22 protein-coding genes are annotated in these 21,918 nt (G+C 44.8%); all 22 read left to right on the top strand.

Annotated features, from left to right (window positions below):
• Nucleotides 1–1,134, top strand: a complete 1,134-nt coding sequence (locus KKF06_05050) for a hypothetical protein (protein ID MBU1617123.1) — start codon at nucleotides 1–3, stop codon at nucleotides 1,132–1,134.
• Nucleotides 1,058–2,086 carry a thiamine pyrophosphate-dependent dehydrogenase E1 component subunit alpha gene (locus tag KKF06_05045; protein ID MBU1617122.1) on the top strand — a complete coding sequence of 343 codons (1,029 nt, stop codon included), beginning with the start codon at nucleotides 1,058–1,060 and terminating at the stop codon, nucleotides 2,084–2,086. Before KKF06_05050 ends, KKF06_05045 begins: the two co-directional genes overlap by 77 nt.
• The gene (locus KKF06_05040) at nucleotides 2,079–3,065 is read left to right on the top strand and encodes an alpha-ketoacid dehydrogenase subunit beta (GenBank protein ID MBU1617121.1); all 987 of its coding nucleotides are present in this window, start codon (nucleotides 2,079–2,081) and stop codon (nucleotides 3,063–3,065) included. The genes KKF06_05045 and KKF06_05040 overlap by 8 nt, the downstream gene beginning before the upstream one ends.
• The gene (locus KKF06_05035) at nucleotides 3,058–3,795 is read left to right on the top strand and encodes a WbqC family protein (GenBank protein ID MBU1617120.1); all 738 of its coding nucleotides are present in this window, start codon (nucleotides 3,058–3,060) and stop codon (nucleotides 3,793–3,795) included. The genes KKF06_05040 and KKF06_05035 overlap by 8 nt, the downstream gene beginning before the upstream one ends.
• Entirely contained in the window at nucleotides 3,792–4,859 is a 1,068-nt protein-coding gene (locus tag KKF06_05030) for an N-acetylneuraminate synthase family protein (protein ID MBU1617119.1), read from the top strand. Before KKF06_05035 ends, KKF06_05030 begins: the two co-directional genes overlap by 4 nt.
• A gap of 14 nt (nucleotides 4,860–4,873) precedes the next feature.
• Entirely contained in the window at nucleotides 4,874–5,341 is a 468-nt protein-coding gene (locus tag KKF06_05025) for a GNAT family N-acetyltransferase (GenBank protein ID MBU1617118.1), read from the top strand.
• Between the two features lies 1 nt (nucleotide 5,342).
• Nucleotides 5,343–6,092, top strand: coding sequence for a PIG-L family deacetylase (locus KKF06_05020; GenBank protein ID MBU1617117.1), 750 nt, complete (start codon nucleotides 5,343–5,345; stop codon nucleotides 6,090–6,092).
• Nucleotides 6,082–6,771, top strand: coding sequence for a GNAT family N-acetyltransferase (locus KKF06_05015; GenBank protein ID MBU1617116.1), 690 nt, complete (start codon nucleotides 6,082–6,084; stop codon nucleotides 6,769–6,771). The genes KKF06_05020 and KKF06_05015 overlap by 11 nt, the downstream gene beginning before the upstream one ends.
• Nucleotides 6,772–6,839: 68 nt before the next feature.
• Nucleotides 6,840–8,369 (top strand): oligosaccharide flippase family protein, encoded by a 1,530-nt coding sequence (locus KKF06_05010; GenBank protein MBU1617115.1) that lies wholly within the window; start codon nucleotides 6,840–6,842, stop codon nucleotides 8,367–8,369.
• 64 nt (nucleotides 8,370–8,433) lie between these two features.
• The gene (locus KKF06_05005; protein MBU1617114.1) at nucleotides 8,434–9,195 is read left to right on the top strand and encodes a class I SAM-dependent methyltransferase; all 762 of its coding nucleotides are present in this window, start codon (nucleotides 8,434–8,436) and stop codon (nucleotides 9,193–9,195) included.
• The gene (locus tag KKF06_05000) at nucleotides 9,196–9,816 is read left to right on the top strand and encodes an SIS domain-containing protein (GenBank protein MBU1617113.1); all 621 of its coding nucleotides are present in this window, start codon (nucleotides 9,196–9,198) and stop codon (nucleotides 9,814–9,816) included.
• Between the two features lie 10 nt (nucleotides 9,817–9,826).
• Nucleotides 9,827–10,810 (top strand): Gfo/Idh/MocA family oxidoreductase, encoded by a 984-nt coding sequence (locus KKF06_04995; GenBank protein MBU1617112.1) that lies wholly within the window; start codon nucleotides 9,827–9,829, stop codon nucleotides 10,808–10,810.
• On the top strand, nucleotides 10,797–11,489 hold the full coding sequence (locus KKF06_04990; GenBank protein ID MBU1617111.1) for an SDR family oxidoreductase: 693 nt from the start codon (nucleotides 10,797–10,799) through the stop codon (nucleotides 11,487–11,489). The genes KKF06_04995 and KKF06_04990 overlap by 14 nt, the downstream gene beginning before the upstream one ends.
• Nucleotides 11,486–12,214 carry an SDR family oxidoreductase gene (locus KKF06_04985; protein ID MBU1617110.1) on the top strand — a complete coding sequence of 243 codons (729 nt, stop codon included), beginning with the start codon at nucleotides 11,486–11,488 and terminating at the stop codon, nucleotides 12,212–12,214. Before KKF06_04990 ends, KKF06_04985 begins: the two co-directional genes overlap by 4 nt.
• Nucleotides 12,211–13,296 (top strand): 3-dehydroquinate synthase, encoded by a 1,086-nt coding sequence (locus KKF06_04980; GenBank protein MBU1617109.1) that lies wholly within the window; start codon nucleotides 12,211–12,213, stop codon nucleotides 13,294–13,296. Before KKF06_04985 ends, KKF06_04980 begins: the two co-directional genes overlap by 4 nt.
• A 3-nt stretch (nucleotides 13,297–13,299) precedes the next feature.
• Complete coding sequence (locus KKF06_04975; GenBank protein ID MBU1617108.1) at nucleotides 13,300–14,442, top strand: cupin domain-containing protein; 1,143 nt, start codon at nucleotides 13,300–13,302, stop codon at nucleotides 14,440–14,442.
• Entirely contained in the window at nucleotides 14,443–14,823 is a 381-nt protein-coding gene (locus tag KKF06_04970) for a VOC family protein (GenBank protein ID MBU1617107.1), read from the top strand. It begins immediately after the preceding gene.
• A 4-nt stretch (nucleotides 14,824–14,827) separates the two neighbouring features.
• Entirely contained in the window at nucleotides 14,828–15,742 is a 915-nt protein-coding gene (locus KKF06_04965) for a phosphoglycerate dehydrogenase (protein ID MBU1617106.1), read from the top strand.
• A 1-nt stretch (nucleotide 15,743) separates the two neighbouring features.
• Complete coding sequence (locus KKF06_04960) at nucleotides 15,744–17,747, top strand: hypothetical protein (GenBank protein ID MBU1617105.1); 2,004 nt, start codon at nucleotides 15,744–15,746, stop codon at nucleotides 17,745–17,747.
• On the top strand, nucleotides 17,744–19,759 hold the full coding sequence (locus KKF06_04955; protein MBU1617104.1) for a hypothetical protein: 2,016 nt from the start codon (nucleotides 17,744–17,746) through the stop codon (nucleotides 19,757–19,759). Before KKF06_04960 ends, KKF06_04955 begins: the two co-directional genes overlap by 4 nt.
• The gene (locus tag KKF06_04950; protein ID MBU1617103.1) at nucleotides 19,746–21,554 is read left to right on the top strand and encodes a hypothetical protein; all 1,809 of its coding nucleotides are present in this window, start codon (nucleotides 19,746–19,748) and stop codon (nucleotides 21,552–21,554) included. Before KKF06_04955 ends, KKF06_04950 begins: the two co-directional genes overlap by 14 nt.
• Nucleotides 21,530–21,918: hypothetical protein (locus tag KKF06_04945; protein ID MBU1617102.1), on the top strand; the 389-nt coding region annotated here is incomplete at its 3' end. The genes KKF06_04950 and KKF06_04945, both read left to right, overlap by 25 nt.

The raw sequence follows: 21,918 nt of genomic DNA, 5'->3' as shown, positions 1-21,918 counted from the left end.
ATGATTTATCAGATATATCTGCCAAAATTTGGAGCAAATATCGAATCGGGGACAATTACCGAATGGTTGAAAAAAGAAAATGAACCGGTGACCAAGGGGGAAACCCTCGCGTTGATCGAAACCTCAAAAGCTATCTTTGAGCTTGAAGCGGAGGAGTCCGGGGTATTGAAAAAAGTTTTGGCAAACGCAGGGCAAGAAGTGGCCTTTAATCAGACGATCGGCATCATAGCCGGACCCGATGAGGATATAACCGCGGTTCTTGCCGAAATTAAATCAACAAAAACCGATAAATCGGCGGAATTTGTCAAGGAAATGGACAAAGGCGTTTTTGACGTGAAACAGGAAGGGCCAGTGAATAACAGGAAAATGACCCCGGCCGCCCGCCGGCTGGTCAGGGAGAAAAAAATAAGCGAAGACGTTTTAAACGCCATTGAAAAAGAAGTGATCGAAGAAAAAGATCTTTTGTCTTTAATTGATGCGGGGCAAATTTATATTTACGGGGCCTCGACCGGATGCAAACAGATTATGGAAATATTAAAAAGCAATCATAAATATAAAATCCTTGGAATAATTGATGATAACAAGGAATTCCATGACCGGACCGTGGAAGCTTATAAAGTGTTGGGCGGGTTTGAATGGTTAAAAAGAAGATACGAAGAAAATCCTGATTTTGGAGTAATGATCGCTTCTCACTCCACCAACCGGGAAAAGATCTATAATAAAATCAAAGAAAATATGCCGGGGATCAAACTGCCGCCGATCATCGACGAAAGAGCGATCATCATGTCTGGCGTAAGAGTGGGAGAAAGCAGTTTGATTGAAGCGGGCGTTATTCTGGGCCAGGAAGTGGAGATTGGAAAGAACGTCATCTTGAATTTGGGAGTTAAAATATCCCATAACAGCGTGGTCGGCGACCATTCTCATGTTGCGTTGGGGGTCAGTATGTCGGCGGCGGTGGTAGTGGGAAAAAACGTCTTTATCGGTGCGGGTGCGGCGATAAACCCGGCGGTTACGATCGGGGAAAATTCTATGATCTCCCCGGCGACCGCGGTTCTGCATGATATTCCTGAAAACGTCATTGTCAACGGTGTCCCAGGCAAGATTGTGGGGGAAAGCAAGCGTGGCAAACAATAACCTTGAGCAATTAATTGAATTTTACAAATTGATGCTCAAGATCCGCCTTTTTGAGGAGAAAATCGATTGGCTGTTCTCCCGGGGGATGCTTGGTGGCACCAGCCATATGTGCATTGGGCAGGAGGCGGTGGCAGTGGGGATCTCGGCTAATTTGAATCAAGATGACTATGTGATCAGTTCCCATCGGGGTCACGGCCATTTGATAGCCAAAGGGGGAGAGATTAGAAAGATATTTGCGGAATTGATGGGTAAAATCGACGGCTATTGCTATGGGAAGGGTGGGACCCAGCATCTTTGCGCGAAAGAGATTGGTTTTTATGGGACAAATGGGATCGTCGGCGGCGGCATACCTGTTGCTACCGGGATCGCGCTGTCGATAAAACTTCGAAAGACCAGGCAGGTCGCAGTCGTATTTTTTGGGGATGGGGCGACTAACCAAGGGACATTCCATGAATCGCTGAACATCGCTTCGATCTGGAATTTGCCGATCTTATTTGTTTGCGAGAACAATCTTTATGGCATGTCCGCGCCGGTTGGCAAAATGACCAATATAGACGATCTCGCGCAGCGAGCCGATGCTTATAATATTAAAAATTACATTGTGGATGGCATGGATGTAAGCGGGGTCTTTGATGTTTCTAACGAGGCCATAAGCTATATCAGGGACCGGCAACAGCCTTGTTTTATTGAAGCGAAAACATACAGACATTGCGGGCATTCGAAAAGCGATCCCAAGGTTTACCGGACAAAAGACGAAGAAAAGTGCTGGTTGGAAAAGGATTGTATCGGTTCTTTAAAAAAACGATTGGCAGTTGCTGGCTTTGATGTTGAAAAAATGGATAAAATAAAGGGTGATATCGAACGTGAGGTCGGGGACGCTCTGAAATTTAGCGAAAAAAGCGAATTTACGCCGCAACATTTTGCGCTGGAAGGGGTTTACAAAGATGGCTAGGATTATTTCATATCGTGAGGCAATCCGGGAAGCAATTGCCGAAGAAATGAGCGCGAATGAAAAAGTTATCTTTCTGGGGGAAGATATTGGCGCCTATGGCGGGGCGTTTGGCGTCAGCAAAGGGTTGCTTGACCAGTTTGGTGACGCCCGGGTTATTGAGACTCCGATTTCCGAAAACAGTTTTGTCGGCATCGCGGTGGGCGCCGCGATGACTGGCTTTTACCCTATTGTAGAAATTATGTTTATGGATTTTATTACTCTGGCTATGGACCAAATTGTTAATCATGCCGCTAAGATCCATTATATGTATGGTGGGCAGATCAATGTCCCGCTGACCGTCCGAGTTCCGTCCGGGGCAGGAAAAGGCTATGGGGCGAGCCACTCGCAAAGCCTGGAAAGCTGGTTTGTCAATGCTCCAGGATTGAAAGTGATCGCGCCGTCAAACCCCTATAGCGCCAAAGGGTTGTTGAAGAGCGCGATTAACGATCCTAACCCGGTCATTTTTGTCGAAAATAAAATGCTTTATGACCTTAAACAGGAAGTTCCGGAAGAGCCGTACTATTTGGAGATCGGGAAGGCGGAAAAGGTCCTTGCGGGGACCGATATTTCGCTCATTTCATACGGCCGGGCTCTGCATCTTTCTTTGGAAGCGGCCAAAATAGCTAAAGAATCGGGGATTTCCGTCGAATTGATCGATCTCGCGACGTTAAAACCGTTGGATGTCGACACAATATTAAGCTCCGTAAAAAAGACTGGGAAAGCGGTCATAGTTGAGGAAGGGTATAAAACTTCGGGGATAGGAGCGGAAATTGCTGCTATCATAGCGGAAGAGTGCCTGGAGTATCTGAATGGGAAAGTGGTTAGAATCGCGGCGGAAGACTGCCCGATCCCTTCATCGATAGCGCTGGAGAAAGCGGTGCTACCGAGTGTCGATAAAATTGTGGAAGCAATAAGAAAGGCTTGTTTTAGTTATGAATAAAGAAAAGATCATACTTACCGCGCATCAACCGGTATATTTGCCATGGTTGGGTTTATTCCATAAGATTTCCCTGGCGGACATATTCGTTTACTTCGACGACGTTCAATACCAGACCAAAGATTGGAACAATCGGAATAAAATCAAAACTAACCAGGGAGATATCTGGTTGACCGTTCCGGTGTTAAACAAGGACCATTACCAATTGAAGCTGAAGGACGTCATGATTAACAACGAGTTGCCGTGGGCAAGAAAACATTTCAAATCCATATATCTTACGCATAAAAAAGCCAAATATTTCGATAAATATATCGGCTTTTTTGAAGATACCTATAATAAAAAATGGGATAAATTATCCGATTTAAACGAACATTTGTTAAAAAACATCATGAAATTCCTGGGCATTGAAGTCAAGTTTTTTAAGCTTTCCGAATATGGCTTTACTTCCAGCAAATCGGAACTGGTCCTCGAAATGTGCCAAAAAATGGGAGCGGATTTATACATCTTTGGGATCCAGGGAAAGAACTACGCGGACCTGGAGGCGTTTAAAAAAGCCGGGATAAACGTTTATTTCCAGGATTACCAGCATCCGGTTTACGACCAGCTTCACGGGAAAGAGTTCAGCCCGTTCCTCTCAATTATAGATTTGCTCTTTAACCACGGGGAAGATAGTTTGCGAATAGTTCAATCGGGGAACATAACTAAAGGGGAATTGTTAAAAAGTATCGTATGAACATAGAAAACGAGAAAGACATAAAAATAAAAATCGGCCGTAAAGAGATCGGGACCGGAGCGCCTTGCTATATTATTTCTGAAATAGGAAATAATCATGGGGCGAACCTTGAAACGGCCAAAAAAATGATCAAAGCTTCTTTCGCAACGGGTGCGGACGCGGTTAAGTTCCAAACTTTTAAGGCATTGGATATAGTCAATCCAAACGTTCCCGCGAATGCTTACTCCGGCTGGAATGTATCCGATAAATTCGATTACTGGTACCAGTTTGTCGAAACACTGGAAATGCCTTATGAATGGTATGATGAATTAATCGGTTACACAAGGAGCCTGGGCCTGGCCTTTATATCCACTCCGGCCAGTATGGAAGCGGCCTTGTTCCTGGCCGAAAAAAAAGTTGACGCCATAAAAATCGCCTCCATGGACCTGAATAATCTTCCGTTTTTGCGGGAAATTGACAAGCTTGGCTTGCCGGTCATTCTTTCAACCGGCATGTCCCGGCTGGAAGAGATCGAAGAGGCTGTTCAATCGTTTAAAAAAGCCCCGCTAGCCTTACTCCATTGCGTATCGAATTATCCTTTAAAGCCTGAAGAGGCCAATCTTTTAAACATTAAAATGTTAAGGGACCATTTTTCACGGCCTGTTGGCTTTTCAAACCATGCTCTGGGTTACGACCTTGATCTGGTCGCTATAGGTCTAGGCGCCTGTATCATTGAAAAACATTTTACCCTTGATCGAAATGATCCCAAGCCCGCCGAGCATCATTTTTCCATGCTACCGGAAGAGATGAAGGAAATGGTTTTGAAAATACGAGTTATTGAAAAAGCCTTGGGGAGCCGAAACAGGGAAGTAAGCGGGAAAGAGCTAAAAAACCGGGAACTGATAAGAAGAAGCATTACCGTATTGGAAGACATTAAAAAGGGGGACATTATTAAAAGCGAATCCCTAGGATTTATCCGGCCCGGTACGGGGATCGAACCGAAGAATATAAATAAAATAATTGGAAAGAAGGCGCGGAGAGCAATGAATGCCTATGACTTGGTGAAATGGGAAGATTTGGAATAAAGAGGACGATAAAAATGGATAGAATAAAATTGAGAAAAGTGAAAATGTCCGACGCCGCCGATTTGTTCCGCTGGCGGAATGACCCGGAAACGCGAAAGGTTAATTTTCAATCAGCTCCGGTAAAATATAAGGGTCATCTGAAATGGTTGGCCTCCTCCCTGACCAGCCGCGACCGTCTTCTTTTTATGGCGGAAGATAGCAACGGGGAAGTTATCGGGCATGTAAGGTTGGACCGCTTGGGCAAGGGGATTGGGGAATTTGGGGTGCTTGTTGTACCCGAAAAAAGAGGCCGGGGCTATGGCCCGGTCCTTATAAAGAAGGCGTTGTCAATGAGGCGGTTTCCCATATATTTGGCCAGGGTTAAGCAGGATAATCCCGTTTCTTTAAAAACTTTTATCCGGGCCGGTTTTGTACACGTTTTTGATTACGAAAGCCGGGGAAACGGACGGATCTCCCTGCTTATATATAAAGGAAAACTATAATATGCATGAAAAAATACTGATTGTTGCTGCGCACCCCGATGACGAAGTGTTTGGTTGCGGCGGGACGATCGCCAAACTGGTGAAGGAAGATCGGGCCGAGGTTTATTTGCTCGTCTTGGGAGACGGTGTTACCTCCAGATCGTATTACCCTGGGATTTCAAATGTAAAAGAACGTAAGCTCTCCTCCGCCAAAATAGTGCGTCGGCAGAAAGAAATGAGGCGCGCGGCCGGAATATTGGGGATCAAACCCGATCGGATAAAGTATTGCGGGTATCCAGACCAGCGGTTTGACGCTGTCTCGATTTTAGCTCTCATCAAGGAGATTGAGCAGGTAAAGAATGATTTTGCGCCGGAAAAAGTCTTTACCCACCATTGGGGAGATTTGAACCGGGACCACCGGATTGCCTATGAAGCGACTATTACCGCCTTCAGGCCGAAGTTTGGCGACAAGAAGAAGGCGGAAATATTATGTTATGAAATCCCGGGGAATATGGATATTCTCCAGCCTTTATCGACTAACCGGTTTAGGCCCGATGTGTTGGTCGATATTACCGGTACGATCGGAAAAAAGATTGAGGCCGTGAAAGCCTATGAGAGCGAATGGAATGATGCGGGCCCATTATCGGTAGAAGGCCTGATTAGTAATGCAAAAAAAAGAGCCGGAAAAGGAAAAAATAAAATGGTCGAATCGTTTGTCAGGCAGAATATTAGTGCGGGACAACGATCGAATGGAGGAGTTTATGAACAATAATTTTGCCCCAGCGGTGTTTTTAACGGGGGAGCTGGTATATTTGAGGACCCCGGACATTGAAAAGGACGTTATCAGTGGCAAATGGTACACTTGGTTTAACGATAAAGCGACGACAAAATATTTGGGCCAGGGGATCTATCCAAATACGATCGAAAAACAAGTGGATTTTGTCAATTCATTGAAAAATGATAAAACAAAAATATTATTGAGCATTATTGATAAAGCGAGCGATAGCCACGTCGGCGTCATTTCATTCAATGATATTGATTTTGTTAATCGAAAAGCTTCGATCTCGATCGTGGTGGGAGAAAAGAAATATGCGCCGGGTGTGCCTTTGGAGGCAATGGCTTTAATGATTGAGCATGGGTTCGATCGGTTGAACTTAAATAAGATTTGGGCGGGCCAAGTTGTTGATTTGTGGAAATGGGTCAATCAATTGGAGCTTATTGGTTTTCGTATCGAAGGTTACAATGAATCTTCGTTTATCAGGGACGGGAAAATTCAAGATACGGTTTGGACGGGAGTGACGGCCGACCGGTTTTATGAAATCAAGGGAAAACGCGGCGGGAAGCTTTGTCCCGATAGCATAGGAGAATTGATGAAGAAAAGAAGCAAAGAAGATAAGGCAGCCAAAATAAAAAAATATATTGATAGTTTGTATGAGCAACAGCCATGCTAGGCCGAAAACGTCCTGAAAATAATTGTGAGATTTATTTGGTTATCGGTCAGGGTACGGGTAAATAAATAATGGCAATTAGCGAAAAGAACATAAAGAATATTCTTATTTATGCCGCGCCGAATTTTGTCGGGTATCTGATCTCTGTGTTTACCATGCCGATCATGACCCGGCTCCTGATACCGTCCGATTACGGGATCATCGCCATGGCCGGGATCTTTCCTGCCATTGCCCTTGGGGTGCTGACTTTTGGCTTGTCGAGTGCTACACAGAGGTATTATTTTGAATACTATAAGGACAAGAAAAAACTTGACGCGCTGGTGATCTCAGCCCAGATCTGTCTTTTTGTCATGTTCGCGTTTTCAATTGTTCCGATCTATCTGTTCAAGGATTTTATCGCTGAACGGATCATTGGCAGTCCCGTTTACGGCACTGCCCAGTTCGTCTGTTATTTGGCGACATTTTTGGCTTACATGAATAACTTTTACCTGCTACTTTATCAGAACATGCAACGTGCCAAGGAATATGCCATGTATATTCTTATGCAAATGTTGATCACTTCTTTTGCAGGCTTGATCTATATCTGGTTTTTTAAAATGTCCTACATGGGGCCGCTCTATGGCTCTCTGACCGCTTCGGTCTTGGTTTTCCTGACCCTGTTATTCCGGTTCAATCGCGAATATGTTTTTAGATATGATTTCGGGTTGTTATGGGAAAGCATTAAATACGGCTTGCAACTCGTTCCACAATCGTTTACCGGGTTGATCTCCCGTTTTTTTGATAAATACATGCTAAGCAGTTTGCTGTCTCTTTCCGCTGTTGGTATTTACAATATCGGTCAGAATATCGGTCAGCTTTTATTTACTTTAATGGTGGCGGTCTGGAATTCATTCCAGCCGGTGTTTTTTAAGGAGGTATTTGATAACGGGCCCGGCGCCGCCCGGTCGGTCGGCAGGATGGTCACGGTGTTTTCTTATCTCACTTTGGCCCCGATCGTGCTGGCGGTCCTTTTTGCAAAAGAGATCATATTTATCATGGCTCCCCCGAGTTATTCCCACGCTGTCCCGGTGATCATTATTATCGCCTGTGCTTATGCGACCAATGTTTTCGGTTGTTTTGTCGGACTGCAATATGTTTATACCAAAAAGACCTTCCTGCTCTTTCCTCTCTCCATTTTTGGGACGATTGCTAATGTCGGCTTTAACCTTATCTTGATCCCGAAGTACGGACTGGCGGGTGGGGCGGCGTCGACCTTCTTGAGCTTTTTGTTTATTAATGGAGTTACAACCTACGTAGGCCAGAGATTGTATAAGTTCGAGTACGAATGGTTGTTATTATTGCTGATGTATTTTAATGTTTTCGTCCCTGCGGGTCTGTTGCTTTATCTGCCGAAGATCAATTGTCCGCTTCAAGTGATTTATTTGATCAAGCTTGTGTTTCTAGCATTGTTTGTTTTTATCGGCCACCGGAGCAATATCCTGACCAGAAGCAAATTTGATATGCTCATGAATATGTTTCTAAAAAAAAGGAACCCAAAACTTGCGATTAAGATGCCGAACCGGTGTAATTCATGTGGACCGGATAATTTTGAGCTAGAATGACTGATAAAGAGAGGAGACGAAAATGGTTACAAAAAGGATGCTTAAATTAGCGGGGGTTTACAGTATGTATGAAGGGTTGTGTGTTTTTCGCAAGAAGTTAATTGAGGTTATGCGAAATAATAGTTATTTGAAGTATCAATATTTCAGAATGGCTTCTTTCTTGGCAACTAACGGCATAGGGCCACCTCTGGCCTCTCCCGCTTTTGAAAGTTGTTCCCGCTGGCAGAAACAAGGCACAAAAGGGAGTAACGACCATCCGGAAACTTATATTGAAGAAAATAATTCCACGATTGAATTGTTTAAAGAAGTACTTCCCTACCTTGATAAAAACAGCCGGATCCTGGAAATCGGCTGTAATGTCGGACGATCATTGAATTATTTATACAAGCTTGGATATAGAGACCTTACCGGCATTGAGATCGGCGAAGAAGCAGTCAAACTAGCCCGGGTAGCTTTTCCTGATATGGCGCAACAGAGTAAATTAATCGTAGGGAATGCCCCGCTGGAACTGCGCAAATTTCCGTCACGACAATTCGATCTGGTTTTTTGCCATTCCGTACTGGTTAATATCCATCCCAGATATAACTATGTATTCAGGGAAATGGCGAGAGTTAGTCGCAAGTTCGTGCTGACGCTTGAAAATGAAGGAAGTTTCCTGGCCTATCCGCGAGATTTCCAAAAATTGTTCGAGAGAGTCGGTTTGAAAATGGTAGCAAGCAAAATATTCACCGGGGTCTGCGAACGGTTTCCCGTTCCTTATAGGCAAGAGGATGCTCTTGCCAACAATACCATTCGCCTCTTTGTAAAGGATGAGACAAGGGGCTAGATGATCGAAAGCGTAGCTAAAGGGGTTTGTTTAAATCAAATAAAAGGAGTGATCGAATTGGATACTAGACAATATTTTGAGGGGTTTAACGAATCATTAAAGGAGTATTTGGAAGATAAGGAAAATATCAGGGATCTTTTAGCGGCCATAGAAATGATCAAAAGCACGAAAAAACGCGGGAAAAAAATAATCCTGGTCGGGAACGGTGGTTCCTCGGCAATCGCTGAGCACATGGCGATCGACCTGACCAAGAATGCCGGGCTCCGGGCGATGGCGATAAGCGGCACGCCCCAATTAACGACATTCGCAAATGATTATGGCTACGACAAAGTGTACAGCAAAGGGATCGAAGCCTTTGCTGACAAAGGAGATGTGTTGATTGCGATTAGCAGCGGAGGGACCTCCAAGAATATTTTAAATGCTGTTGCAGCGGCCAGGAAAATCGGGTGCGAAGTGATCACTTTTTCGGCTTTTGAAAAAAATAATCCTTTGAGAAAAAAAGGCAATATCAATATTTACCTGAACAGCAAGGCTTACGGTTATGTGGAAATAATCCATAATTTGTTGATCCATTATATTAACGATCAGATCATTGGCGCGGCGGTCTACAAGTTCAGATAAGGAGAAAAAAATGAAATTTGGCTTGCTGGGTTACGGCGTGATGGGAAAGATCCGTCATGAGGTGATTGATTGTATCCCCGGTCATTCGGTCGCAAAGGTTTACGACCCTTGCGGTCAAATCCGGCTTAATGGGGTTGAGGTCGTGGAAGATTACCGGGAAATACTTGATGATGACAAGATTGGCGGTGTATTCATCTGTGTTCCCAATTATTTAATTGCCAAATACGTAATCGAATCGTTGCGTAGGGGCAAGCATGTTTTTTGTGAAAAGCCTCCGGGAATCAGCGCGGCGGAAGTAATGGAGATGATCAAAGAAGAGAAAAAACATCCGAAGTTGAAATTGATGTTCGGATTTAATCACCGGCATCATGAAAGTATCATACGATCCAAGGAATTGATTGATTCCGGAAAATATGGCAAGTTGCTTTGGATGAGGGGTCGCTACGGAAAAAGTGTTCCGCCCAATTTTCAGGATAACTGGAGATCAAAAAAGAATTTATCTGGCGGTGGCATCTTTCTTGACCAGGGGATCCATATGCTCGATCTATTCTTGATGATGTGCGGTGATTTTCAAGAAGTGAAAGCTTTTGTTTCTAATCTTTATTGGAAAGCGGATATCGAAGACAACGTTTTTGCGTTGTTCAAAAACCATAAGGGGCAGGTCGCTTCGCTTCACTCAACCATGACCCAGTGGCGACACCTGTTTTCTCTTGAAATGTTTTTGCAAAAAGGATATTTAACAGTCAATGGTCTTATAACCTCTTCCGGGTCTTATGGGGAAGAACAATTAACGATCGCGGAGAACCGGACCGCGCCGCCAGCCGCCACCTGGACCGAAGAAGAGAAGTTTGTCTATAGAATAAATTCTTCCTGGGAAAAGGAAGTAAAGATATTTTTGGATTCGATTGAGAACGACAAAGAAGTCCCGGTAGCGAATACGCAAGACGCGCTCAAACTGATGAAATTGGTGGATGCGGTTTATGCACAAAAATAAATTGAATTTTAAAGGGAAAAAGGCGATCGTAACCGGTGGGACCAGGGGGATCGGAAAAGGGATTGCCGACTTATTGTCCGATTTGGGCGGAGAAGTGGTGGCTACAGGCACGGCTCAATTAGACCTGGCGAATGACAAGAGCATTGTTGCTTTTATAGAAAATATGCCGGATGATGCTGATATCCTGATAAACAATGCGGGGATCAACCTGATCGAGCCGATCAATGAAATGAATATCGGCAATTTTGAAAGGATTGTTAAAGTTAATCTTACCGGCTGCGCGTTATTGATAAAAGAAGTCTCAAGCCGGATGATCAAGAATAATATAAAAGGAAAAATATTAAATCTAAGCTCGATTTTCGGAATCGTTTCCAAGGAAAAACGCGCTTCTTATTCGGCGAGCAAGACCGGTCTGATCGGGCTGACCAGGGCGGCGGCGCTTGATTTAGCTCCACACGGCATACTGGTTAACGCGCTGTGCCCTGGTTTTACCAAAACCGACCTAACCGCATCGATCCTGTCAAAAAACGATATCGATTTGTTATGCAAAGAGGTGCCGACGGGAAGGTTCGCGGAAGTGGAGGAGATTGCGAAAGCGGCGGCTTTCTTATGTTCTGATCTCAATACTTACATGACCGGCCAGGTGCTGGTTGTGGACGGGGGGTTTACCATCCAATGATCGATTTTAGAGGGAAAAACGCGCTGGTGACCGGTGGGGACCGCGGTATCGGGGAAGCGATCGCGAAGGGACTGCTGGAGCTTGATTGCCGGGTAACGGTCACCAGCAGGGGGGAGCCCCCCGCCTGGATAAAGGGGTACCCCCTGGCCGAGCATATCAAGGTTGATTTTTTGGACGTGGAAGGGATGGCGGGTTTTCTTGAAAAGCTGGAACAAGAAGAACGGTTGGACGTGCTGGTCAATAACGCCGGGATACATATTCCTGAAGCAGTCTATGATCTGACCGATGGGAACTTTGATAAAGTGTTGAAAGTCAATTTATATGCGCCGGCCAGGATTATGAAGGTTGCTTCGAATAAAATGAAAAAACAAAGATCGGGGAAGATCGTTAATGTCAGTTCCATGGCTGGGATTGTTTCAAAGCCCGGCTCCACTGCTTATAGCGCAAGCAAGTCCGGACTGATCGGGCTTACTCGGGCAAGCGCGCTGGCTCTTGCTCCATTCAATGTGCTGGTGAATGCCATTTGTCCCGGGCATACCCAGACTGAAATGGTGGAAATGGTCCTGACCGCCGAGCAAAAAGAACAGTTTATTCGCAATATTCCTTTTGGTCGGTTTGCTAGTCCGGAAGAGATCGCTAATTTCGCGGTTTTTCTTTGCTCCGACCTTAATACTTATATTACCGGCCAAACGGTCGTTGTCGATGGAGGCGTGACGATAAAATGAAGATGGAGATTAAGTCCAAAGTTAAGGATTACTCGGCGGAGATCGTTTCCGATCTGCTGGATAATAAGGATCAAGTTTTTTCCGGCCAGAAATACGACCGTTTGTTCTATTTTATAGATGAAGGGTTTTACCGGGCGCATCAAAAAAAGGTCAATGCTTTTACGGGCGAGGCTTACCGATTGGTCATTCCCGCGTTGGAGCAAAACAAGTCATATTTGAAGCTGGCCGACTACTATCGGGCGTTGATCGACGCCCATTTCACCCGCAATGATATTCTGGTAACGTTTGGCGGGGGGATCCTCCAGGATATCAGCGGGTTTATCGCGTCCACTATGTATCGGGGGTTAAAATGGATTTTTTTCCCGACGACGCTTCTGGCGCAAGCGGACAGCTGTATCGGTTCGAAGACTTCGATCAACTTCGATGACAGCAAAAATCTGATCGGGACATTTTATCCCCCAGATAAGATCTTTATCGACCGTTCGTTATGCCGGACCTTGGCCGACGCTTATTTTAACAGCGGGTTGGGGGAGATCATAAAATTTCATCTGATGTCCAACCAGCAGGGCTACGCATTGTTAAAAAAATATCTTTCCGCCGGTGATTTGAGGGACAATGAATATTTTGAGCCGGTCATCAGATCGACGCTGGAGATCAAGCGATCCTATTTTGAAGGCGACGAGTTTGATTCGGGGCGGAGGAACCTCCTGAATTACGGCCATTGTTTCGGGCACGCGCTCGAGTCGGCCAGCAACTTTGGGGTCAGCCATGGGGAAGCGGTGATCGTTGGGATGGGGTTTGCCAACCTGGTCTCTCTCAAACGGGGAATAATGACCAAAGGGAAATATGACGAATTCGAGGCGATTTTTAGGCAGTATTACCCGAAGTTCGACTTTAAGACGATCGGGGCCGAGGCCATGATTAAGTATCTTAAAAAGGATAAAAAAAGAGTTGGCCACGACCTGACCATGATCCTTTCGAAAGACATTGGCCAGCAGTTTAAATACGACGACCTGAAGGAAGACGAATTCCGAAAAACGTACGCGGAGTTTATCGCGGGCTATCGGGCAGGAGGAAGGTGAAAAATGGCAAAAACTATCGGGATGATACCGGCGAGGTTGGGGAGCAAGAGGGTGCCCAAGAAGAACCTGCGGCTAATCGACGGCAAGCCTTTGATCGCTTATATAATAGAAGCGGCCGTTGCCTCCGGGGTTTTTGACGAGGTTTATGTCAATTCCGAAGCGGAAGTGTTTGCCGGGATTGCCGCCGAATACGGAGCCAAGTTCTATAAAAGGCCGGACAAGTTTGCCTCTGATCAGGCCAATAACGATGATTTTGTAGCCGATTTCATCGGCAAGGTCAATGGGGAGATCCTGGTCCAGCTTCTTCCGACCTCTCCCTTGATAACGCCTGAAGAGATCAGCGCTTTTGTAAAACAAATGGCGGACGGGAAATTCGATACTCTGGTTTCGGTCGAGAATCAGCAGATCGCCTGTATTTATAAAGATCAGCCGGTCAATTTTAAAAGGCTGGAGCCGCATATCTCTTCGCAGGATATGGTCCCGGTCCAGTCTTACGCCACGGTCCTTATGGCTTGGACCTACCAGAGCTTCAAAGACCACCTGAAAAAGTACGGCTTTGCTTATCATGGTGCGGACGGCAAGACCGGGTATTATGTTTTGAAAGGGCTGTCGACGATCGATATTGACCATGAAGAGGATTTTGCGCTGGCGGAAGTTGCCCTGCTTTACCGCAAAAACCATGAATATTTCGAAAAGAAATATTATGAAGAAAAATCAAAAGATAAACTGGTCGCCGAAGTCGAGGTCCCCAGGATACTTAAAAAAGACGGAGTTGAAAATAATGATTTTGAACATGAGAACCTCCCGCTGGTCAACCTTGAAGCGATAATTGCCGGCATGGACAACTCAAGGTCATGGTGTCGCCGGGTTGTTAATACCGAGAACAATTCCGCGACGCTGATTTCCCAGCTTCCCGGCGAAGGGAACCGGCTCCATTTCCATCCCGACTGGAACGAATGGTGGTATATAGTCGAGGGACAATGGAAGTGGGAGATTGAAGGCAAAGAATACGAAGTCGGCAAGGGCGATCTGGTCTTCATCGAAAAGAAAAAATGGCACAAGATCACCGCGATCGGCGACCGGCCGGCGGTCCGTCTGGCGGTCAGCCGCGACCTGGTCCCGCATGTATATAGAGAGGAGAAGTAAATGAGCAAACCAGTATTTTTTGACCATATTGAAGTGCATGTCTCGGATATCCCGGCTTATTGCGAATTCCTGACCAGAATATTTCAAGGCGGAAGATATAAAACGATAAGCGGCTCCGGCACGGCGATGTTTATCAGTAACGATGGTTTGAACATCGAGGTTAAGAAGAAGCAATCCGGCGAGCGATCGTGTGCCGTCGGGTTTTGTCAGCCTTGCTTGAGGACCGAGAATGCCAGGTCGTTTATTGAGGATGGTTTGAAATTACAAATTGACCGGACCGTGAAAAATCCTGACGGCGATTGTTATTTTTTCACCGATCAGGAAGGGGTTGTTTGGCATATGAAGGATTACCTGAAAAAGGACGAATATGTTAACTGGTGATCGGATGAAAAAAATCTTTATTTCGACTTCAACTTTCGGGAAAGACGATCCCAAGCCGTTGGATTTGCTTAAAAATCATGGAATTGATTACGAATTGAACCCGACTGGCAGGCAATTGACGGAGGCAGAGATTGCCGGTTATTTGGCTGATAAGGCCGGCCTGATAGCGGGGACGGAACCATTGACGGAAAAAGTAATGGAGCAGGTCGGTTTTTTGAAAGTGATCTCGCGGCTGGGGGTAGGGTTGGACAGCGTTGATGTCGCGGCCGCCGAAAAGAAGGGGATCCAAGTTTATAATACGCCTAATGGCCCGACGGAGGCGGTGGCGGAGTTGGCGCTCGGGCTGATCCTGGACGTTCTTCGTTTAATTAGTTATTCCGACCGTAACTTGAGGCGGGGGGCCTGGAAAAAAACGATGGGCCGTCTGCTTAAGGAAAAGAAGGTCGGGATAATTGGTTTCGGCAGGATCGGCCGGAGGCTGGCGGAATTACTGACCCCCTTCCATTGCCAGCTGTATATTTATGATCCCTATGTTTCCGGAAATCAAGGGATCAAACAAGTCCAGACCATTGAGGAATTGATCGCAACGTCTGAAATAATTTCGTTGCATATCCCTTATACGAAAGAAAACCATCATTTGCTGGGCCGCAAGCAGCTTGAAGCGATGAAGCCCGGAACGGTTCTAATAAATGTTTCCCGGGGGAAACTGGTGGACGAAGCCGCCTTATATGATTGTCTGCAAAATGGGCGGCTTGCCGGGGCGGGGTTCGATGCTTTTGCGGCCGAACCTTATTCAGGCGCTTTATGTGAATTGGACAATATTGTCTTGACCCCTCACATGGGGAGTTATGCGAAAGAGGCGAGGGTCCAGATGGAAGTAGACGCCGTTAAAAATTTATTGAAGGGACTCGGACTTTAGGATGGAAAAAGAAAATACCGGAGAAAAGATCGTTCTTTTGGAATTTACCGATGAAGCCGAAGCTTTTTTAGAATATTGCCGGGAGCAAGCGCTTTCCCCGATGGATTTCCGGATCATTGCCCTGCAAGCGCAGGTCCAACTGTTTTTTAAAAGCTGCAATATCCCTTTTGAAAATACTTTGCCATATTTGTCAAATCAGGCGCATTCCAGGGCTTTGCTACAATCGGAAAAATGGTATCAATTCCTGGCGAAGAACATAAGTCTTGAGGATGGCACGGAAATAAAAGAAAGCTACAACGACACTTTTCTGTTTTTCCTGCGGTTTTATATGCATCATTTTTTGATGTATAACGAAATGCTTGTGGAATTAACAAACAAACACAATATCGCGTCTATATACGCCTGCTCCCCCCGGAATGATATTCAAGAGAACAGTACGCCTCAGATCCAGGCTGGCGAGCGGTATGTCGGGGCGATCGCTAAAATATTCTCAAGCAAACACGACCTGAAATTCAAAAAGATCCCGATGCGATCCAGCTCAAGCGATAAAAAGAGGTCGTTTGGCGGCTTTATCAGCGCGTTCTTTCTTGGGTTGGCGGCGGAGGGATACCGGCGTTTATTGTGCTTTTCCTTGAAAAGAAAAAAAGTGGTCCTGCTTGCTTCCTCCGGGTACAATGTCGGGAAAATAGCGAACGATCTAAAAAGAAATTATTCCGACGTGCACTGGATGGTGGTTTCCGAGGAGATCGGTTTCAAGAAGATCGCCGCCATTACGCTTACCTGCGTATTAAGGTTATTGAACATCTCGAGGATCAGTGGCTTAAATTTAATCTTGCCGATAAAGCCGGATATCGTTTCCAGGCGGCTTAGCTCCGGCAACGGCCAGCGTTTAGCGCGGTCGGTGGACGACCTTATAGCGAAGCTCAATGGCGATTGGCATGGACATTTTACGGTTAATGGCGTGAATTTCATGGATATCATGGGTGAGAAAATTGTTATAGATTTAAAGCCTTATCTGGTTAATTTGTATTATAAGTCCGTAATAATGAAACGCTGTTTTGATACCTTGAACATCAAGCTGATGATTTCCCCGTTTGCGAGGTTCACCTATTTTATGCTCGCCGAGCTTTGTTTGATTCGTGATATTCCGGCGCTGATGATCGCGCATGGTCCGATAGTCGCGCCAAAGAACGAACTTGAAAGCATCGAAAATTATCATTTAGGAAAAACCTTGGTTTTAAGCGATGTTTATAATTGCGCGGCGATCCAAACTCCAACCGAGTTCGAGCATTACGAGTATTACAGAAAACATCACCTTGTCAAAGAAAAACGGATCATTAAAACCGGACCGTTGGTCTTCGCGAAGATCAATGTAGATCAGAAGGCGGCGCTAAAAAAGAAATATTTGGATGAAAATATATGGAATAAAAAAATAATCTTGTACCCCGAAAGCGTTCGTTTAAGAAATGGGATGAGATTTCATACCTTTCAAACGTTCGATGAGTTCCTGGCATCCGCGGCCGATCTGATAAGCGCGATCAATGAAATCGAAGGGTATCACTTGGTTATTCGATTGCATGCCGGCTGGGGGAGATCGTCCACTTTCGGGACGTTAAGATCCTTGCTTCCAAAAACAAATAATTTGACCATCCTTTCTTCCGACCCGCCATTTTACGAAATGCTGACGCTGGCGGACCTATTGGTCAATTTTTCGTCGACCGTTATCGAGGAGGCCTTGCAAAATTTTATCCCGGTTTTATTGTTTGACAGAGAGGGACGATACCAGCATCTTGAGGCAGAGAAGTTGACGTCCGGAACTGCCGGGAAGATAGGCTCGGTTTATTATGTAAATGACGCAAAGCACCTGAAAGATGGTTTGCAATGGCTATTGGACAACATTTTGTCCCAAAATGTTCCAAAACCTCTATTTAAAAAATATTTGTTTGCTGAAGATTATTCAGGAAATCTTTCAAAATTTGTATCTGAAAAGGTTGGGCAAGGATGAAGTCCAGGTATTATTATCGTCTTGATTTGTTGTTATTGATAGAGTTTTTACTTCCTGGCAAGAAGTTTGATAAGATCTATTATTTTAACGCGACCCCTTTGGCTAAAAAAGTCATTAAAATGTTTGATCTGGGGCGAATAATTTTTCGTTATAATTTTTGTCTTCGTGATCTGCGAGGAGATGAGGAAGAGGCGATTTTTCCGATTATTTATAGCCAGGATTTGATCGAGCTTGTTGATCGGATTGAGCGCAATGTTATTGAGAAGAATGAATTTATTGGCCGTTTAGGAGAGATGCTAGGCAGTACAGATAAGGTCAGGCTTTATTTCAGGAAACACTCGTACAATATGGTGCATGATCCCACTATATATCTTAGAGCGATTGAACAGGAGAGTGAACTCAAGGGGCGGGGGCAAATTGAATATGTTGTCCCTTGGTCGCCGTTTACAAATGAGTTAGCCGCTTATGCTCTTGATCGCTTCGGTATTACGGTGTTGACCAGATATTCGTTAAGGACATTGTGCGGACAATTAATAATGCTGGCTGCAAACCTGTATTTAATCGTTAAAATGATGCTTTTGCCCCTGTTCTCTCCAAATAATTGGCGGCAAAAAGTTGCTGCTAAACAGACCGTCAAATTGAGCAATCCCTACACGTTAAAAGGGTTTTCTTTTGATCTTAATAAGCGTTGTGATTTTCCCTGGTTATTGATGTTGGATAAGTACAGAGCGCAAACAATTATGTATTTTGAAAGAGAAGATGTCCCGGTCAACAAAAAAATGTCGGATCAGTTACGGGAAAATGGCATTTCTGCTGTCGCGATGACGCCTAAAGCGACTGCTACCTGTGATGTCATGATTTACCGCCCATCGTTTGCCGTTTTTTTGAAAAGTTTAAAGATGTTAGTAAAGAGCATCTTTTTATTTATTAGATACTCATTTGCCTTGAGATCTTTGGACTATTTGCACTGGACAATGCGGTTTGTCGGTCAATATGCGCGTTTTTATGATTTTTTTAGGAGTAACAACATCAAAGTAAATATTGATTTTATTGATTTTGACCCTTTCAGGCTTGCCCGCCAGTTAGCGCTTAGGGACAACGGCGGAATAAACGTTAGTTATCAGATATCGAATTGGCCGATTTCAAACAACGGATTGTCTTCGGGGGCCGACGTGATGTTTATATTTGGGCCTTATTATTTGCCGCGACTGACCGACGCTGGATCGATTTGCGGGCGTTATATCTATAATGGTTTCCTAACTGATTATGCGTTTATAGCTGTTAAAGAACGGGCGGCAGGCATAAGACGGCAACTGGTTGATAATGGGGCTGAATTCATTATTTGTTACTTCGATGAAAATTCCGGCGACGACCAGATGAGTGTTCTCCCCAACGCTAGGAGCATGGAGATATACAAAAATTTACTTGAAGCCGTGATCGCCGATAAAACACTGGGGCTGATCTGTAGCCCAAAACGTCCAAAAACATTCTTAAAAAGGTTGCCTGAAATTGGGAAATTAGTCGAAAAAGCAAAAGCGACCGGAAGATGCATCTTTATTGACGGCGAATATATGACCGACACTTTTCCGGCGGAACCATCTTTAGCGGCCGATCTTACTGTCGCCCTCCTATTAGGAGGGACAACTGCTTTAGAGTGCTTTTTGGCCGGTTCGCGGGTTGTTTATTTGGACCTGGAAAAAATATACACATATGAGGAATATGATTGGGGGAGGGGAACCATCATTTTTGATTCCTTGCCGGGTCTGCTGGCGGCAATAAGCGAAATGAGGCAGAACAAAGACAGCCGGGTCGGCAGACAGGAAATAATTGCGACTTTGCCGCAAAAAGATCAGTTTCGGGACGGAAAAGCGGCGAAAAGAATGGCCGGCTATTTGGAGTGTTTGCTAGACAATTTAAATCAAGGACAGGACCGAGAGGCCGCCTTGGCGTTTGCCGACGAAAAATTCAGGAAAACTTGGGGGCGCGATAAGATAATCAATGGGTCAGATTAGAAAAATATTTATTGTGCCGGATGCGCATCGCGCTCAGCAGCTGTTTTTAAGCAAAAAGGAGTTGTTTGGCACTGCGCTTCTTGTCTTAGCAACTGACAGAGAGCAAGCCGCGGCTATTTTGGATATCTGCCGGGTTAAAGCGGTGAATGTTTGTGACCGTCCTCTGGCAGAGACGGAGCGCTTCTTGGCGGAGTATATTGATTTGATCGGAGAAGTTAATTCCAAATATCAAGGCATTAAATGGTGGAGCTACAGTCTCTCTTCGAAAGATTATGTCTCCTCGAGTTTTTTCGACGAGCTTTATAAGATGGCTTGTCTTGCTGATAGAATAAAGGCTTCGGGTGCGGAGTTTGTCGTAGTGGTCACAGATTTACCTCGCGTCGCCGGGCAGTTGAGGCGTTATTGCGAAAATAATGGGCGGCCAGTGCTGATGTCCGGTTTTAAGGGCTGGTTGTTTGCTTCATTGCTTTTTCTGTCCAGGCTGACTCTTTCTTCAGGGTTGTTCCTGCTGAAACATTATTACCGGATCGTTGTTTGTCGTTTGTTTTTGCGCCGGAAGAAAGTGTTTGGGCCAGAAATGAAGGAAGGGGGGCGATATTTGATCAGGAGTTGGGCGACCTCTGCTTCATTGTCTTCTTCTCCTTATAAAGATCTTTACTTCGGCTTGCTTCATGACGATTTAAGAAAAAAACAACTGAACGTTGATATGTTTGTCGGTGTTCTTGGTGATTTTATCGAAGCGGTAAAGATTATGAAGACGGATGGCAAGCCGCTACCGCAGGAGATGTTGCTTCGTTTGATCGATCCGCTCTTGGCCTTTTTTTCTTGCCGGCTCAAGCCATGCAAGGTTACGGGACCTGTTTATTTTCAAGGGATCGATATCTCTTTGCTTCTGAATTCTTGCCTTGCTTATGAGCGCGCCCGCGGACAGGATCTGCATAATATGATTTATTATTACCTCGGTAAGGGCATCGGTCGGCATTATAAGCTTGCGACCTGTATTTTTAGCCACGAGAATTATCCATGGGAAAAAATGCTGACCCTTGGATTAAGAGCAACAAAAAAGCCTTATATTATTGGGTACCAGCATAGCGTGCTTTATCAGGCGCTGACGAGTGTTCTTTTGAGCGCTAATGAGAAGAATTTTATTCCATTGCCGGACCGGATTGTTACTGTGGGGAGTATTACCAGAGATTATTTAGTAAAAGATGGGCATTATCCACCGGCAATATTGCAGGTGGGCTGTTCTCTTTCCGCGGTTAAAGCCGGTTTTGAGATCAAGCCAAAATTAACGAGCAAAAATATACTGGTTGTGCTTGGCTGTTATCCAAGGGCTAAAGAAATGCTGGAATTTGTGATTTCTTCTTTAAAAGAGAGTGATTTTCAATTGATAATCAGACCTCACCCGGCGGCTCCCTTAAGTAATTATATTGATAATTTGACTTTTAATCTTCTAGCTATAAATAATGTCGAGATTTCATCCCGCCCTCTTCAACAGGACATTGAAAGATCATTTGTCGTACTTTATGATGGAAGTAAAGTAGCTTTAGAGGCAATGGGGATGGGCTTGCCGGTCATTAAGATCAGCCATTTTCATGATATAATTAGTTATGATCCTCTTATAAACTCCCCCTTGAACAAATTGAAGGCAGGATCAGAAAAATCGCTTGTTACCTTGCTTAACGAAATATCTTTAAAGGGTGAAAACGAAGATCAAACAATCAAAGCGCAGCGGTATTACAGAGAATATCTGGGGCGAAAAAGCGAGGAATGTCTTTGCTTGTTTTTAAGGTAGGAGTGGCACAAATGCTGGAAAATATTGTCGAAAAAAGTCGAATAGTTAAAGTCAGTCCGGACTTTATCGAAGTTCTGGGGACGGATCGGTTTGAGGATACTAACCGGCTGTTTGGCGAAAAATTCGCCCTGTATCGAAAGGCCTGGTCGGAAAATCCCGCGAAAAATATTGTGGCTGATTTTCCGCTTCACATTGATATCGAAACTTCCAACACCTGCAACCTTCGGTGTTCAATGTGCCAGATCCCTTTTGGGAAGATGGCCCAGGGCTATATGAGTAAGGAGCTTTATAAAAAGATACTTGATGAAGTTAAAGATAATTTTCTCCCTTCGGTAAAGTTCAATTTCCGGGGCGAACCGTTGAT

This window comes from Candidatus Margulisiibacteriota bacterium (assembly GCA_018822365.1).
Taxonomy (GTDB): domain Bacteria; phylum Margulisbacteria; class WOR-1; order O2-12-FULL-45-9; family XYB2-FULL-48-7; genus XYB2-FULL-45-9.
This window is presented reverse-complemented; position numbering and strand designations above follow the sequence as displayed.

Coding starts and splice junctions, on each gene's coding strand:
- KKF06_05050 (MBU1617123.1), top strand. CDS start 1: ATGATTTATCAGATATATCTGCCAAAATTTGGAGCAAATATCGAATCG.
- KKF06_05045 (MBU1617122.1), top strand. CDS start 1,058: ATGATATTCCTGAAAACGTCATTGTCAACGGTGTCCCAGGCAAGATTG.
- KKF06_05040 (MBU1617121.1), top strand. CDS start 2,079: ATGGCTAGGATTATTTCATATCGTGAGGCAATCCGGGAAGCAATTGCC.
- KKF06_05035 (MBU1617120.1), top strand. CDS start 3,058: ATGAATAAAGAAAAGATCATACTTACCGCGCATCAACCGGTATATTTG.
- KKF06_05030 (MBU1617119.1), top strand. CDS start 3,792: ATGAACATAGAAAACGAGAAAGACATAAAAATAAAAATCGGCCGTAAA.
- KKF06_05025 (MBU1617118.1), top strand. CDS start 4,874: ATGGATAGAATAAAATTGAGAAAAGTGAAAATGTCCGACGCCGCCGAT.
- KKF06_05020 (MBU1617117.1), top strand. CDS start 5,343: ATGCATGAAAAAATACTGATTGTTGCTGCGCACCCCGATGACGAAGTG.
- KKF06_05015 (MBU1617116.1), top strand. CDS start 6,082: ATGAACAATAATTTTGCCCCAGCGGTGTTTTTAACGGGGGAGCTGGTA.
- KKF06_05010 (MBU1617115.1), top strand. CDS start 6,840: ATGGCAATTAGCGAAAAGAACATAAAGAATATTCTTATTTATGCCGCG.
- KKF06_05005 (MBU1617114.1), top strand. CDS start 8,434: ATGTATGAAGGGTTGTGTGTTTTTCGCAAGAAGTTAATTGAGGTTATG.
- KKF06_05000 (MBU1617113.1), top strand. CDS start 9,196: ATGATCGAAAGCGTAGCTAAAGGGGTTTGTTTAAATCAAATAAAAGGA.
- KKF06_04995 (MBU1617112.1), top strand. CDS start 9,827: ATGAAATTTGGCTTGCTGGGTTACGGCGTGATGGGAAAGATCCGTCAT.
- KKF06_04990 (MBU1617111.1), top strand. CDS start 10,797: ATGCACAAAAATAAATTGAATTTTAAAGGGAAAAAGGCGATCGTAACC.
- KKF06_04985 (MBU1617110.1), top strand. CDS start 11,486: ATGATCGATTTTAGAGGGAAAAACGCGCTGGTGACCGGTGGGGACCGC.
- KKF06_04980 (MBU1617109.1), top strand. CDS start 12,211: ATGAAGATGGAGATTAAGTCCAAAGTTAAGGATTACTCGGCGGAGATC.
- KKF06_04975 (MBU1617108.1), top strand. CDS start 13,300: ATGGCAAAAACTATCGGGATGATACCGGCGAGGTTGGGGAGCAAGAGG.
- KKF06_04970 (MBU1617107.1), top strand. CDS start 14,443: ATGAGCAAACCAGTATTTTTTGACCATATTGAAGTGCATGTCTCGGAT.
- KKF06_04965 (MBU1617106.1), top strand. CDS start 14,828: ATGAAAAAAATCTTTATTTCGACTTCAACTTTCGGGAAAGACGATCCC.
- KKF06_04960 (MBU1617105.1), top strand. CDS start 15,744: ATGGAAAAAGAAAATACCGGAGAAAAGATCGTTCTTTTGGAATTTACC.
- KKF06_04955 (MBU1617104.1), top strand. CDS start 17,744: ATGAAGTCCAGGTATTATTATCGTCTTGATTTGTTGTTATTGATAGAG.
- KKF06_04950 (MBU1617103.1), top strand. CDS start 19,746: ATGGGTCAGATTAGAAAAATATTTATTGTGCCGGATGCGCATCGCGCT.